This is a genomic window from Micromonospora sp. NPDC049171 (genome assembly GCF_040648275.1).
Lineage (GTDB): Bacteria > Actinomycetota > Actinomycetes > Mycobacteriales > Micromonosporaceae > Micromonospora.
The window spans coordinates 65,472-79,038 of the sequence record NZ_JBEZDJ010000007.1 but is presented as its reverse complement, the minus strand read 5'-3'; the positions used below and the strand labels follow the sequence as shown (position 1 = coordinate 79,038).

Below are 13,567 nucleotides of genomic sequence, written 5' to 3'. Positions count from 1 at the left end.
ACGCGATGCTGGCGGTGCTCGACGGTCAGGTGCTGTAGAGCCCGTCCCACGGCTCGGTGAACCCGAGGCGGTCCGGGTACAACTCGACCCGGTCGCCCCACTCAGCGTCAGACTCGTCGATCAAGCCGAACGTGACACCGTCGTGGACCACGCGAAACAGCTGGATGGCGATGTCGCCGTACCGTCGTTCGGGTAGCTGATCGAGCAGACCAGCCAGGCAGGCTTCGGCGTGCTCACCAAGCTCACCGCGCAGGTACGGCGCGGTGGCCACCAGCGAGATGTCAGACCGGCAGTGGCGGCCGTCGACGTCGAACAGGTGCAGGTAGGCGTACCAGCGGACCCGTTCCCGGTCCGGATCCGACGGATGGTCGTCATCGCGATGCGCGCCGTGTATCGCCGCGTAGAACTGGCCGCCGGCGTATCGGCCTATCCGGTCGGTGTGGTACCCCGGTTCGCGCGCAATCGGCACCAGTTCGGGCAGCGGCATGCCAGCGACGATACCCTCCGACAACCGCGCTCATCTGGGTCGGCGGGCCGTGGGCTTTCCCGTACTCACGCTGGGGTCCAGGGGGTTGGCGGTGCCGTTCACGTCATGTCGGATGACGTCCGCTCACGTGCCGATGAGTTCGCCGGGCCGGCTGTACCCTCTGCGAATGCTCGACGACATCTCATTGCTACGCAGGATCGCGGCAGCACCATCGGTCTCGGGTCTCCTACGCGAGCTCGTCGAGTTTGACGTTGAGGATGTAGTGTCCGTCGACGCATCCACGGCGCGGCTGTCTTCGAGCGTGAGTCTGCGTGTGATCGCCTGTGACAGCACGGGGGGTCGGTTCTTTTTGGTAGGTACCGAAGCGTCGTCGCGTCCCGTTCTGTACGCGGACTCGGAGGGTAGCGCGGGCCTCATCGGACCGAGCCTGGCGATCACTCTGGCCACGATTGTCGCTCTGCCGAACTGGCGTGACCTGCTTAAATTCTCCGGTGGGGGAGACCTCCACCAGATGCGGAGAGCCCAGGCCCGGCTCCAGGAAGGAATGCGGCAGTGGCATCCCGATCTCGACCAGCTTCAGTCCTTACTTGTCGGCGAGTTGGAGCTGGATGTGCTCGACGACCCGGTGCTGACGTTCTGGCAGTCAGCGCGCGCCACAGATCCGACGGTGGCCTTCATTGATGATGACGATGGCGGCTTGCCGTGGGGACCCCTTTTCGGTGAAGGGACGATCGACCGTCTGATGCGAGGGTGACTCAAGCCCACCCGTCATCGACGGGCACGGTCATGGTTCGTCCGCTGTCCGCCGCGTAGGTCGAGAATCGGTCAAGAACAATCGATCCTCATCTCGCTTTCGTCGCCGGGACACCAGGGCGGCCGTGCCGCCTCCGCGCTGTCCGCGGAGGCGGCACGGCCGCCGAATTCCGAGCCGCGACGCCTACTCCTTCACCCCGATGTTGTCGATCGGAGGAGCGCTGAGCAGCCGTCGGACGGGCAACACAGTGGTTGTCAACGCCAGCAGTGTGGTGCCGCCGAGCACTGCCACCCAACCGAGCGGCGGGACGTACGGGATCGGGCTGCCGGTCAGTCCGTTGACGATCGCGCTCAGGGTCAGCGCCGCGATCGTCGCGCCGATCAGCACCGCGGTGCCGAGCAGCCCGGCCTGTTCGGCCTGGACCATCCTCCGAATCTGACGGCGGGTGACCCCGACCAGTTGCAGCAACGCCAACTCGCGGCGGCGGGCCAGCGCGGCCAGCACCATCGTGGTCGCCGCCGCCAGCGCCGCGTACCCCACCATCACGCCGATCAGCAGCCGGTTCAGCCAGGCGCCGAACGCCATATCGGTGCTGATCAGGCGGGTACGGGTGGCGGCGTCGAGAACTTCGGTGCCCGGATGCCCAGCCGACCACGTGGCCAACGCGGTGTCGGCCTCCGGGCCGGCACGGACCAGGATCTCGTCGTCGGTACCCCCGGCCGTGTGCTCGGCGACCGTCTCGGCGGCCAGCGTGACGTCACCGAAACCGAGGCCACGGCCGTAGATCGCGATGACGTCCAACGTGACAGGGGTGCCGTCGCCCAGCCAGAGTTCCGCCTGGTCGCCGACGTCCCAGCCGGAAGTGGACGCCTGCATGGCAGACAGGGCGACAGTGCCGGCGCGCAGGTCGGCCAGGTTGCCCTCGCGCACGGCGAGGTCCATCGTCGACGTGATGCCCGCCGGGTCGACCGACTGCGCGCTGACCGGCTCGATTCCGCCGAGCGCCCGCACCACCACCTGCGTGCGGTGCACACCGGTGGCCGCCTGCACCCCGGGCAACTCACGGATCTCCCGCGCCGCGTCCGCCGGCAGCCCACCCGGAGCGACAAGCACCCGCTCGGCGAGGGTGCCCGCGCTGCTCTGCGTGGTGGTCTGCCGTTCCAGGTTGTTCTGCAGGAACCAGACCGATCCGCCGAACCCCACGGACAGCACGAGGGCGGTCAGGACTGTCGCCATGCCCTGCGCGTTGGCCCGCAGATTGGCCGCAGCCAGGTAGCCGCTGACCCGCCACATCCGCGGCAACAACGGTGTGAGCAGGCGTGCCGCGTACGCGTTGATCCTCGGTGCGAGCAGCGCCACCGCGATGACGAACAGGTACAGCATGCCGACCGCGCCGGCCAGTGCCCCGGTCGACCCGGCCGCACCGAGCGTGAACGCCCCGGAGGTGGTGGCCGCCACCAGCGTCAGCACGCCGGCGATCAGCCGCACCCGGCCGCTACGCCGAGGCTCGACAGCGATCTCGCCGAGCGCCTCGATCGGTTTGATCCCGGTGACCCGGCGTGCGGCGACCAACGCGGCGAGCACCGCCACGAGGACCGCCACGAGGACCGCGGCCGGCACCGCGAACAGGCCGCCGGTCATCGGGAAGCTGGCCGGCACGAACCCCCGCCCGACCAGTTCGCCGTGCACCCAGCGGGCCGCCAACAGGCCGGCCGGGCCGCCGATCGCAGAGCCGATCAGGGCGAGCAGCGCGGCCTCGGCTACCAACATGCGGCGCACCTGCCCCGGCGTGGCCGCGACCGCGCGTAGTAGCGCCAGGTCACGTCGACGGTGCCGGACGGACAGCCCGATAGTGCCGGCCACCACGAAGACGATCAGCAGGACGACGTACCCCCCGAAAACCGATCCGACCTCGATCAGCAACGTCTGGGCGGCCTGGTCCTCCGACTGCTCGACGTTCCCACGGTCTTTCCCGGCGTACGTCGTGGCGCCGGCCGCCGACGCGATCTCGCGTACCGGGCCGAGGTCGGCGCCGGGCACCATCCGTACGCCGATCGCATCCACCCGGCCCGGGTGGGCGGACAACCGGGCGGCCTGCACGTCGGTGAAGAACACCGCCGCCGAACCGGTCTCGGCGGTTCCGCTCACCCGGTACGACCGGCTGACCCCGCCGACGACCAGGTCGATGCGGTCGCCGGGTGCCACGCCGAGACGGGTGTCGACAAGCACCTCGTCGTCGGCTCGTGGCGCGGCACCCGCGCCGATGGGACGACCGGTGAACGCGTACGTGTCCCAGCCGTGTCCCACGGCAGCGGGTGAGCCGATCAGCACCCGTTCGTCGCCGGTGACGGCCGCGACGCCCGGCACCTGGCGGATCCGGTCCACCAGGACCGCGTCCACAGTGCCGCCCTCGGGCAGCGTGACCGTGCTCGTGGTGGTGTCGCCGCCGAACTCCTTGAACGTGTGGCTGACCGTGCGGTTGGCGACGACCACGTCGGCCGTTGCCCAGAGCCGTGGCTCCGTGCGGAAACGCAGCCCGGACTCGACGAGCGTGCCCATCGATACCAGGATCAGCACGCCGGCGATCAGGGCCAGCAGGGTCGCGGCGGCGGGGCCGACGCGGTGCCGCAGCAGGCGGGCGGCGAGGCCGGTCATCGCAGGACCCGCCGATCCAGCGAGGCCAGGTGCTCGGCGATACCGGCGGCTCCGAGCTGCGGCAGGTCGGCGACGATCGCGCCGTCGGCCAACACGAGCACGCGGTCCGCGTACGACGCGGCGATCGGATCGTGGGTCACCATCACCACGGTCAGCCCGTTCTCGTCCACGACCGCGCGAAGCAGCGTCAGCACCTCCGCCGCGGTCCGCGAGTCGAGGGCGCCGGTAGGCTCGTCTGAGAAGATCACCTCGGGGCGGGTGGCCAGCGCCCGGGCGATCGCCACCCGCTGCTGCTGGCCGCCGGAGAGCGCGGCCGGCCGGTGGTGCAGTCGGTCGGTGAGGCCGACCCGCTCGACCACCTGGGCCAGCCAGGCCCGGTCCGGACGGACGCCGGCCAGGCGCAGGGGCAGCACGATGTTCTCCTCGACGGTGAGCGCGCCGATCAGGTTGAACGCCTGAAAGACAAACCCGATCCGGGTACGACGCAGCTCGGTCAGGCGGGTCTCGGACAGCCCCGACAGGTCGGTGCCTCCGATGACTACCCGACCGGAGGTGGGCCGGTCGAGCCCGGCCGCGGTCTGCAGCAGCGTGCTCTTGCCGGAGCCCGAGGGCCCCATCACCGCGGTGAAGGTGCCCCGGTCGAAGCCGACATCGATGCCCGCTAGCGCGGTCACCTGGTTACGGCCGGCGCCGTACACCCGGGTGAGGTGTTCGACGCGTACCGCCGGTTCGATTGTCTGTCCCGGATTGTCCGGCATTCTGGTGGCCTCTCTCCGTGTCATCGGCAAGAACTGCGCGCACCAGAAACGCTATTGACGTGCGAGAACGGCGACCATCCCGTGGGCTGCCAGGTCCGGGTACAGCAGGCGCTACCGCTGATCACCGTTCAGGTAGCGCAGCACCGCGGTGACCCGGCGGTCGGCATGGTCGTCCGGTGGAAGCTGAAGCTTCGAGAAGATGCTGCGGATGTGCTTGTGCACCGCGCCGTCGGTGACGAACAGCCGCCCGGCGATCGCGCTGTTGCCAAGCCCTTCGGCCATCAACCCCAGTACCTCACGCTCACGCGGCGACAGCTCGCCCAGCGCCGTGTCCGTCCGGCGGTTGCGGGCGAGCAACTGCGCCACCACCTCCGGGTCGATCACGCTGCCGCCGTCCGCGACGCGGTGCAGCGCGGCGAGGAACTCCTCGACCCGGCCCACCCGCTCCTTCAACAGATAACCGAGCCCGACGGCGCCGACCGAGAACAGGTCGGTGGCGAAGGCCTGCTCCACGTACGCCGACAGGACCAGCACCGCGAGGCCGGGGCGGCGCCGCCGGGCCTCCACCGCGGCCACGATGCCCTCGTCGGTGTGGGTCGGCGGCATCCGTACGTCCACGATCGCGACGTCCGGCGCGTGTTCGTCGACGGCGACCAGGAACTCGCCTGGAGTACCGGCCGTGGCGACCACGTCCAGATCCTCCGCCCGCAGCAGCAGAGCCAACCCCTCACGCAGCAGCGGGTCGTCCTCGGCGATCACGATCCGCATGGCAGCTCCACGTCCATTCTCGTCGGCCCTCCCGGCGGGCTCGTCAGTGTCATCAGCCCGTCGTACGCCTCGACCCGCCGGCGGATACCGGTCAGCCCCGAGCCACGTTTCTCGTCCGCGTCGCCGTGCCCGTCGTCCTCGACGCACACCAGCAGCCGGCCGCGCTCGCGGCGCACGGCCACGTCCACCTGGCTTGCACCGCTGTGCCGGACGACGTTCGTCAGCGCCTCGGCCACCACGAAGTACGTGGTGGCCTCGACCGAGGCCGCGCACCGCACAGCCACGTCCACCTCGAGTCGGCAGGGCACCACGCAGCTGGCGGCCAGGCCCGCCAGCGCGCCGGCGAGACCCCGGTCGTCCAGCACGGGCGGCAGGATCCCGCGCACGACCGTACGAAGCTCGCCGAGTGCCTGTTCCGCAGCGTCCTGCGCCTGCCCGAGGATCTCGTCGGCGCGGTCCGGATTGCGGCGCGCGGCCCGCCGCGCGGCCCCCAGCAACAGGTTGACCGCGACCAACCGATTCTGGGTGCCGTCGTGCAACGAACGCTCGATCCGGCGCAGCTCGACCGCGTGGGCGTCCAGCGCCGCAGCGCGGGTGGCGGTCAGCTCAGCCACCCGCAGCGACAGGTCGACACCCGGCGGCGGAGGCAGCAGCAACCGGCCCGGCCACGCCTGGAGACGGGCCAGGACCGGGCTGAACCAGATCGCGGCGGCCAGCCAGCCCACCCCGAGCAACCCGACCACGAGTGCGTCGGGCAGTCCGTCGATGCGCCACCAGACGATCCCCGGCTCGCCGGCATCGGCAGGGAGCAGCCGGTAATACAGCGGGAATGTGACGTACTGGACGGCAGAGAGAGGCAGCACGAGGCCGACCAGCCCGGTCACCAGGCCGACGAGCGAGGACAGCCCGACCCAGCCGAGCTCCCGGCGCACGAAGGGATCACGCGTCGCCGTCCGCAACCCGGCCGGCACCGGCCCCGGCGTGGGGATCGGCTCGCCCCAGCGGGACAGCCGGGCCCGCTCGCGATCGGCCACCGAGCGCACCGCCCGCAACGCGCCGGGTGCGACCAGCAGCCCCACCCCGCCCAGGCAGGCCACCGCCACGATCGCCGCCCAGAGCAGCGCGCCCAGGGCCAGCGCGGCGGTGCCCAGCCCTCCGACGAGGTGCTCCAGGGCGTCGACCGAGGCGCGAACCCGGCTCCGCACGTACGTCATCGACCCACCTCCCTCGCCAACATAGGCCACCGCGGAACCCGCCCAGCAACGCCCTGCGCGGAAGGTACAGCCTGCTGTACCACTGTCGTCGAGTTGGCGGGATCGTCCCCGCCGCGCCGCCCGCCTAGCGTTGACGGCGTCGAGGATCGAACGCCCGAGGAGGCAGCCATGACCGATCCGTACCGCATCACCGAGGCCCCGGTCGACACGCCGAAGAGGCCGGGCGGCCGGCTACGCCCGCTGCTGTGGCTGGTGCTCTTCGTCAGCGCGGCGGCCAACGTGGTGCTGTCGACCGCGGCGGACAACCAGTGGATCAGCTCGGCGTTCGGCCTGGTGGCGCTGCTCTGCGCGGTCGCGCTGATCGTCCACCACCGCCGTAACCGCGCCCGGGCGTCGTAGGGACGGCGGGCAGTGTCGCCACTCGGGAGCGAGGGGGCCGGGGCGCTGCTGCGCCCCGGCCCCCTCCGGACTGCTCCGCGGGTGTGCCGCGGAGGAGGTGTCTCTCAGGTCACCCGCAGCGTTGACCGTTGAGGGTGAAGGTGGTTGGTGCCGGATTGGTGCCGCTCCACGTGCCGTTGAAGCCAATGCTGGTGGACGCGCCGGGAGCGAGTTTGCCGTTCCAACTCATGCTGTCCGCGGTGACGCTCGTTCCGTTCTGTTTCCAGGTGGCCGACCAGCCCTGGTCGACCTTCTGAGCGGTGGTGGGGAAGTCGAAGGCGAGTTTCCAGCCGTCGATCGCGGTGGTGCCGGTGTTCTTGATCGTTACGGCCGCGGTGAAGCCGCCCGACCAATTGTAAGCCGTGTAGCCGACAGTGCAGGTTGCGGTCGGGGCGGTGGGCGCGGTCCGCACGGCCAGGCCGGGCGAGGCCGCCGAGACGTTGCCCGCCGCGTCCCGGGCGGTCACCACGAAGGTGTACGGCGTGTCCGGCGTCAGCCCGGTCACGGTGTACGTGGTGCCGGTGGCGCTGCCCACCTTCACCGGGCCGGCGGTGTCGACCCGGTGCACGTCGTAGCCGGTGACGGCGGTGTCGTCGGTGGACGGCGTCCAGGTCAGCGCGACGCTGTCGCCGGTGATCGTGCCGGCGGTCGGCTTGCCCGGGACGGTCGGCGCCTGGGTGTCGCCGGGCGTGGTGCCGCGCGGCAGCACCAGGTGGGTGATCGAGTTGGCCGGGAAGGTGGCCGTGAGGCCGCTGGCGGTCACCGGCAGGTCGGCCTCCCGGACGACGCCGGCGAGGTTCGCCCCGCTGTAACGGTAGACCTGGGCGGTGCTGGCGGAGGCGCCGGTGAGGGCGACCGGGCTGGTCAGGTCGTCACCGGTCTTGTTGACGACGACCAGGGTGAGCGCCTTGTCGGCGCTGCGCTCGGCGGCGTACACCGCGAGCCTGCCCTGGTCGGCGCTTGCCGCCTGGACGGAGGTTTCGCCGAACGCGCCGCCCTTGCCGTCGTAGTTGCGGAAGACGCGGAACGCGTTGGCCACCGGCTGGTCGGCCGTGGGTGCGGTCCAGAGGGTGGCCAGGTCGAGTCCTTCGCGGCCGAAGATGCCGAGGACGTCGGCCTGGGCGAGCGCGCCGTTGAGCGACCCGAAGGCGCCCCAGTTGTACTCGGTCATCGCGATCTTCGTGCCCGGGTAGTGCTGGTCGACGAGCTCGCGCAGGCGCGGAATGTACCGGACCGGACTGTTGATCCAGCTCTCGTCCACGTAGGTCGGGTCCCAGAGTTGGCGGGTCGAGCGCAGTCGCAGCGCCTGGGTGTTGGCGTCGCCGGCCGCGTCGCCCAACACGCCGGCCTGCTGCGGGTAGAGGTGGACGTCGAAGTAGTCGAGGATGCGTGTGCCGTGCTGCTGCTCGTACTCACGCATCCGGTCCAGATACCACGGCCCGAGGTCCTGGCCGCCGTGCGCGGCCTTGTCCGGTGGGTTCGACCAGCAGCCGGTGCGCGAGCAGGTGTCCTGGTCGAGGCCCGAGTAGAGGATCGAGTTCAGGCCCCAGCCGACGGGACCGAGCGTCTTCGCGCCGGGGTCGGCAGCCTTGATGGCGGCCGCGTACTCGTAGGTGCGGTCGCGTAGCTCGTCGTAGCCCAGCCCGGTCGGGCGGACGTCGCGGTGGGTGGAGTGCCACAGGTCCGGCTCGTTGTCCAGGTTGTAGAACTGGACCCCACCGTCGGCGGCGGCGCCGAACTGCCCCTTGAGGTGGTTGACGAAGTCGGTGGCGTACTCCGGGCCGACGGCGACGCTGGTGTCCTCCGGATCGGTGCCGGTGATCGGTGACCCGTCCGGCTTGATGCCGTTGCCGCAGTCCGGGGCCCAGGTGTCGGTGGACTGCTGTGGGCCGTACTTGGCGACGCTGAAGCCACACGCCCGCGACCGGTCCTTGGCGATCCAGCCGAGCATCGGCATGGTCATGACCGTGGCCGCGCCGGTGGCCTTGTTCTGCTGCACGAACCGGTCGGTCTCCGAGCCCTCCGGGAGGTCGTCCGGACTCGGGTTGTCGTTGGGGATGTTCTCGAAATACCAGTCTGCCGCGCGGTTGGTGGTGTCGGCACGGAAGTTGTAGCGGGTGGTGGCGTTGCCGCCGTAGCGGTGCACCGGCAGCCGCAGATCCTGGGCGAGAACCTGGTCGGCGAAGTTCATGCCGTAGATGTACGGGCTGATCTGGTGGCGGGCGGCGGTGGTGTCGACGGTGAGCGCCGGGCCGGCCGCGGCCAGGGCGGGTTCTGGCAGGGCCAGACCGGCGAGGGCCGTGGCGAGCACGACCGGGAGTAGAGCGGTGGTGGGACGCACGAGCATTCCTTTCGCATAGGAGCTCGACGATGGGAGCGCTTCCACAGGGTTGCGCTTTCCCGGCTCCGAGTCAACGCCGGAAGACCCACTGTGGATCATGTCGAATTCGACTCGATTCGACCTGTTCGGGCAGTTGGTACGGCGGGTCGAACTCCTACCCCTCGGTTGGTCCCTGTTCGCGTAGGGCCGCGCGGGCTCGCATGAGTGCGAAGCCGAGCAGGTTCAGCCCTCGCCACCGGGCGGGGTCGGTGGCGTGCGGGTGGTCTGCGGCCAGGCCGATTCCCCAGACCCGGTCGAGCGGGCTGGCCTCCACAAGCACCCGCTCGCCGGTGCCCAGCAGGTAGCTGCGCAGCGCAGGATGCTGGCCGAACTTCGCCGCGTTGCCAGTCACCACGATGTCGTAGCGGTGCTGCTCCCATGCCCTCTGGTCGAAGCCGGTGACCTGCCGGCCAAGGGTCTTCGCGGCGTGCGGGTGCGTGACCGTCAGAGTCTGGGCGGCCGTCGCCCGGTCACCGAACAGCGTGGCCTTGCGCCACATCATGTAGTGCTCGGCTGTGGCGAAGAGCAGCCCGTCGATGGTGAACGGCGCCGGCCACCACTGACTCAAGCACCCAGCCCCGATGCCGCCGTCGCGCTGCGGCTGGTGGCCCCAGAAGAACAGGAACTTCACCCGGGCGCCCGAACGCATCCTGCCGGTCAGCTCCCCGACGCTGCTCGGTGACGTCGCCATGTGGGTGAGTGTGCGGCACCAGCAGGTCGGCCGCACCACCATTACCGGGGGCGCGGATCGAATTGATTCGATATATCATCCCGGGCAGGGCAGTGTCACTCCGCACGGGCGTACGGCGCGGAGTGCTCACCATCCACCGGGCGGGCCGGGCAGCCAGCGGTGGCCACCGATTCGGGCGCGGCTGGGTTGGCGCCGGCTCGGCGTTACCTGCGGCGTGCTGGTCCAGTGGCGAGCGCGGTGCTCCGTTCGTCGGCCGTGCAGCGAACGTCGGTTCCGTGCCCCGCATCGGCAATGGACCAGACAGCACACCGAGGAGAACGCACAGATGAACGACGTACCCGCTCAACCGAAACGCCGACCCAGGGGTGCCGCCAGGCTGCTTCTGGGTGGGGCCTGCGCCCTGGCGATCACCGTGTCCTCGATGGCCCTGGCGACCTTCGCCCGCGCCGACCTCAGCGGTCCGCCCGGGACCACCCTGAAAGCCGCCGCCGAGCGCAGCGGCCGGTACTTCGGCGCCGCCATGGGGTCGGACCGTCTCACCGACTCGGGCTTCCTGACCATCGCGGACCGCGAGTTCGACATGATGACGGCCGTCAACGAGATGAAGCCCGACGCGACCGAGCCCAACCCCGGCCAGTTCGACTTCCGTCGCGGTGACGCGATCTACAACTGGGCCACCCAGCACGGCATGCGGTTCCGTGGTCACACCCTGGCCTGGCACGGCCAGCAGCCCAGGTTCTGGGGAAGTCTCAGCGGCAGCGCCCTGCGGGCCGCGATGGTCAGCCACATCAACGGCGTCATGGCCCACTACAAGGGCAAATTCGCCTACTGGGACGTGGTGAACGAGGCCTACGCCGAGAACGGCAGCCGGCGGTCGTCGAACCTGCAGGCCACCGGGAACGACTGGATCGAGGTGGCGTTCCGGACCGCGCGCGCCGCCGACCCGAGCGTCAAGCTGTGCTACAACGACTACAACATCGAGAACTGGACGTACGCCAAGACGCAGGGCGTCTACAACCTGATCAGGGACTTCAAGGCCCGGGGCGTCCCGGTCGACTGCGTCGGCCTGCAGACCCACTTCACCGGTGGCAGCTCACTGCCGAGCAACTTCCAGCAGACGCTGTCCAGCTTCGCCGCCCTCGGGGTCGACGTGGCGTTGACCGAGGCCGACGTCACCAACGCCTCGACCAGCCAGTACCAGGGCCTGACCCAGGCCTGCATGAACGTCCCCCGCTGCGTCGGCATCACGACGTGGGGCATTCGGGACAGCGACTCCTGGCGCGGCAACGAGAACCCGCTGCTCTTTGACCGCAACAGCAACCCCAAGGCGGCGTACACCGCAGTCCTCAACGCTCTCAACGCCGCCTCCACCACGGTGCCGGGCACACCGCCGACGAGTGCTCCGCCGACGTCTGCTCCGCCGACCAGTGCTCCGCCGACGTCTGCTCCGCCGACCAGTGCTCCGCCGACGTCTGCTCCGCCGACGAGTGCCCCGCCGACCACGCCGCCGCCGGGTGGCTGTGGCGCGACGTACCGCATGGTCAACAACTGGAACGGTGGTTTCCAGGGCGAGGTCACCGTGGCCAACAACGGCTCCGCCACCCTCAGCGGCTGGACCGTACGGCTGACGCTGGCCAGTGGGCAGACCATCGCCAATGTCTGGAACGGCATCAACACCGGCACCAGCGGGACAGTCAGCGTCCGCAACGCCGAGTACAACGGGTCTCTCGGCGCGAACGCCTCGACCACCTTCGGCTTCCTGGCCAACGGCAGCAGCAGCGCGGCGCCCGGCAACCTCTCCTGCACCAGCCCCTGACCGGTAACACGTACCAGCCCTTCGCCTCAGGACGCTGACCGGGCCCGGAGCCATCGGCTCCGGGCCCGAGTGCCGTCGTTGTCGGTCGGACCCGGTGAGTCACATGGCGGCAGCTCGGAATATCCATTGCCATCCGCTTCGCACAGCGCCTACCTTGAATGAGCAAGGCCGTTCCGACCAACCCAAGGAGTTCCCCGTGTCGCAGTATGCCTACACCGAAACCACGCGGTTCACGCCGCGCGGCGGTGTCGTGCTGCCCTCGATCGGGCGAGCCCACGATCTGTGCGCGAGTGAGCAAAACTGGAAGCCGGGGTGGCGGCGCGAATAGCGCCAGCGCAAGCTGCGAAGCCGCCCACCCCGACCGGGGCAGGGCGGCTTTCTCGTTACTGAAGCACCTTGATAGGGGCGTAGCTCAACTGGGAGAGCACCGGCCTCCAAAACCGAAGGTTGCAGGTTCGAGTCCTGCCGCCCCTGCTTTTTCGCCACGGCCGCGGCCGGTGGCGCCGCACATTCTCAACTCCACAGTGGATGGCATGAGCAAGACCCCGGCCGGCGCCTGCACGGGCCGGCCGGGGGCACTATCTCCGGGACGAGGGAGACGGCTGACCCGCTCGCTTTGGGAGCGAGAGACACGGGGTTCGACACCCCGGTCCCGGACCACGGGGTTGTAGCTCAGCTGGGAGAGCGCCGGTTCGGCAGACCGGAGGTCGAGGGTTCGAATCCCTTCTTCTCCACGCATTCGCGACCGCGATCCCCGCCGGTTCCATGGGCCGTTGGAGCAAGCTGGCAGCTCACCTGGTTCTCAGCCAGGAGGTTACGGGTTCGAGCCCCGTACGGCCTACGCAAAGAAAATGCCACGCGGTCGTGGTGAACTCGGCGGACACGTCGGTCTTCCAAACCGAAGAAGCGGGGTCGGTGCCCGCCGGCCGCTCAACCGTTCCGGGATGCTCTGCTGGCAGGGGCGACGGGACTTTGGATCCCGGTACAGTCGCAGGTTCGATTCCTGCTCCCGGAGCTCACCATGCCCTCGTAGCCCAACGGAAGAGGCGCGGTCGTGAGGCGGCCGTAGTTGCACGTTCGACTCGTGTCGAGGGCACCAAGCCGACGTAGCTCAACGGCAGAGCATCCGGCTCATAACCGGAAGGCCCCCGGATCGACCCCGGGCGTCGGCACCACGCGCTCGTGGTGGAACTCAGGTAGACACGCACGGCTCAGGTCCGTGTGCCGAAAGGCGTGGGGGTTCGACTCCCCCCGAGCGCACTCACCGGCTTCCGGCCGGTCCCATGCTGGCGTAGCTCAGCGGCTTGAGCACCTCGTTGTCAGCGAGGCGGTCGCGGGTTCGAGTCCCGTCGTCAGCGCCACGGAGAGGTCGCCTAGTCCGGCCGATGGCACCGCGTTGCTAACGCGGAGCGGGTGACACCGCCGAGGGTTCGAATCCCTCCCTCTCCGCCATGTCGTCGTGGCCAAGCTGGTTAAGGCACTGCGCTGATAACGCAGAGATCGTGGGTTCAACTCCCTCCGACGACACCATGCCCCCGTGGCTCAGCGGATAGAGCACCAGATTACGGATCTGGGGGTCGCGCGTTCGAATCGCGCCGGGGGTACG

11 protein-coding genes and 13 tRNA genes are annotated in these 13,567 nt (G+C 69.9%); 17 read left to right on the top strand and 7 right to left on the bottom strand.

The features are described 5' to 3' along the window. Window positions 1-25: 25 nt before the first annotated feature. Complete coding sequence (locus AB0B14_RS11180) at window positions 26-487, bottom strand: hypothetical protein (protein WP_357522330.1); 462 nt, start codon at window positions 485-487, stop codon at window positions 26-28. Window positions 488-653: 166 nt separating this feature from the next. Between AB0B14_RS11180 and AB0B14_RS11175 the strand changes: the two genes are divergently transcribed. Then, a complete protein-coding gene (locus AB0B14_RS11175) occupies window positions 654-1,241 on the top strand; it encodes a hypothetical protein (RefSeq protein WP_357522329.1) in 588 nt (195 codons plus the stop codon). Window positions 1,242-1,424: 183 nt separating this feature from the next. Here the strand turns inward: AB0B14_RS11175 and AB0B14_RS11170 are convergent, their stop codons facing one another. The 4 genes from AB0B14_RS11170 to AB0B14_RS11155 all read right to left on the bottom strand — a co-directional run bounded on the left by AB0B14_RS11170 (window position 1,425) and on the right by AB0B14_RS11155 (window position 6,636). Further along, window positions 1,425-3,896, bottom strand: coding sequence for an FtsX-like permease family protein (locus AB0B14_RS11170; protein ID WP_357522328.1), 2,472 nt, complete (start codon window positions 3,894-3,896; stop codon window positions 1,425-1,427). Continuing rightward, a complete protein-coding gene (locus AB0B14_RS11165; protein ID WP_357065072.1) occupies window positions 3,893-4,654 on the bottom strand; it encodes an ABC transporter ATP-binding protein in 762 nt (253 codons plus the stop codon). Before AB0B14_RS11165 ends, AB0B14_RS11170 begins: the two co-directional genes overlap by 4 nt. Window positions 4,655-4,765: 111 nt before the next feature. Beyond that, on the bottom strand, window positions 4,766-5,422 hold the full coding sequence (locus tag AB0B14_RS11160) for a response regulator transcription factor (RefSeq protein ID WP_357065074.1): 657 nt from the start codon (window positions 5,420-5,422) through the stop codon (window positions 4,766-4,768). Next, a complete protein-coding gene (locus AB0B14_RS11155; protein ID WP_357522327.1) occupies window positions 5,410-6,636 on the bottom strand; it encodes a sensor domain-containing protein in 1,227 nt (408 codons plus the stop codon). The genes AB0B14_RS11160 and AB0B14_RS11155 overlap by 13 nt, the downstream gene beginning before the upstream one ends. A gap of 168 nt (window positions 6,637-6,804) precedes the next feature. Here AB0B14_RS11155 and AB0B14_RS11150 point away from each other — a divergent pair, with 168 nt between their 5' ends. Continuing rightward, on the top strand, window positions 6,805-7,035 hold the full coding sequence (locus tag AB0B14_RS11150; RefSeq protein WP_357065076.1) for a hypothetical protein: 231 nt from the start codon (window positions 6,805-6,807) through the stop codon (window positions 7,033-7,035). A 109-nt stretch (window positions 7,036-7,144) separates the two neighbouring features. On the opposite strand, the gene AB0B14_RS11145 is transcribed toward AB0B14_RS11150, so the two are convergent. After that, window positions 7,145-9,421 (bottom strand): glycoside hydrolase family 44 protein, encoded by a 2,277-nt coding sequence (locus tag AB0B14_RS11145; protein ID WP_357522326.1) that lies wholly within the window; start codon window positions 9,419-9,421, stop codon window positions 7,145-7,147. Window positions 9,422-9,569: 148 nt separating this feature from the next. Continuing rightward, window positions 9,570-10,145: an NADAR family protein gene (locus AB0B14_RS11140; protein WP_357065079.1), complete on the bottom strand. Its 576-nt coding sequence runs from the start codon at window positions 10,143-10,145 to the stop codon at window positions 9,570-9,572. Between the two features lie 325 nt (window positions 10,146-10,470). On the opposite strand from AB0B14_RS11140, the gene AB0B14_RS11135 reads away from it, so the two are divergent. The 15 genes from AB0B14_RS11135 (at window position 10,471) to AB0B14_RS11065 (ending at window position 13,565) form a co-directional block, all read left to right on the top strand. Continuing rightward, window positions 10,471-11,961 carry an endo-1,4-beta-xylanase gene (locus AB0B14_RS11135; RefSeq protein ID WP_357065081.1) on the top strand — a complete coding sequence of 497 codons (1,491 nt, stop codon included), beginning with the start codon at window positions 10,471-10,473 and terminating at the stop codon, window positions 11,959-11,961. A 196-nt stretch (window positions 11,962-12,157) separates the two neighbouring features. After that, window positions 12,158-12,289, top strand: a complete 132-nt coding sequence (locus tag AB0B14_RS11130; protein ID WP_357065083.1) for a hypothetical protein — start codon at window positions 12,158-12,160, stop codon at window positions 12,287-12,289. A 73-nt stretch (window positions 12,290-12,362) separates the two neighbouring features. After that, window positions 12,363-12,435 (top strand) — tRNA-Trp (locus AB0B14_RS11125). A gap of 110 nt (window positions 12,436-12,545) precedes the next feature. Further along, window positions 12,546-12,621, top strand: a tRNA-Pro gene (locus AB0B14_RS11120). Between the two features lies 1 nt (window position 12,622). Continuing rightward, window positions 12,623-12,695 (top strand) — tRNA-Ala (locus tag AB0B14_RS11115). Window positions 12,696-12,728: 33 nt separating this feature from the next. Next, window positions 12,729-12,802: transfer RNA gene (locus AB0B14_RS11110), tRNA-Glu, on the top strand. A gap of 17 nt (window positions 12,803-12,819) precedes the next feature. After that, a tRNA-Gly gene (locus AB0B14_RS11105) sits at window positions 12,820-12,892 on the top strand. A 7-nt stretch (window positions 12,893-12,899) separates the two neighbouring features. Beyond that, window positions 12,900-12,976: transfer RNA gene (locus AB0B14_RS11100), tRNA-Gln, on the top strand. 8 nt (window positions 12,977-12,984) lie between these two features. Further along, window positions 12,985-13,060: transfer RNA gene (locus tag AB0B14_RS11095), tRNA-Leu, on the top strand. 1 nt (window position 13,061) lies between these two features. Beyond that, window positions 13,062-13,136 (top strand) — tRNA-Met (locus AB0B14_RS11090). Window position 13,137: 1 nt separating this feature from the next. Continuing rightward, window positions 13,138-13,221, top strand: a tRNA-Leu gene (locus AB0B14_RS11085). A gap of 25 nt (window positions 13,222-13,246) precedes the next feature. Continuing rightward, window positions 13,247-13,322, top strand: a tRNA-Asp gene (locus AB0B14_RS11080). Window position 13,323: 1 nt separating this feature from the next. Beyond that, window positions 13,324-13,413, top strand: a tRNA-Ser gene (locus AB0B14_RS11075). A gap of 1 nt (window position 13,414) precedes the next feature. After that, window positions 13,415-13,491: transfer RNA gene (locus AB0B14_RS11070), tRNA-Ile, on the top strand. A gap of 1 nt (window position 13,492) precedes the next feature. Then, window positions 13,493-13,565 (top strand) — tRNA-Arg (locus tag AB0B14_RS11065). Window positions 13,566-13,567 lie beyond the last annotated feature (2 nt).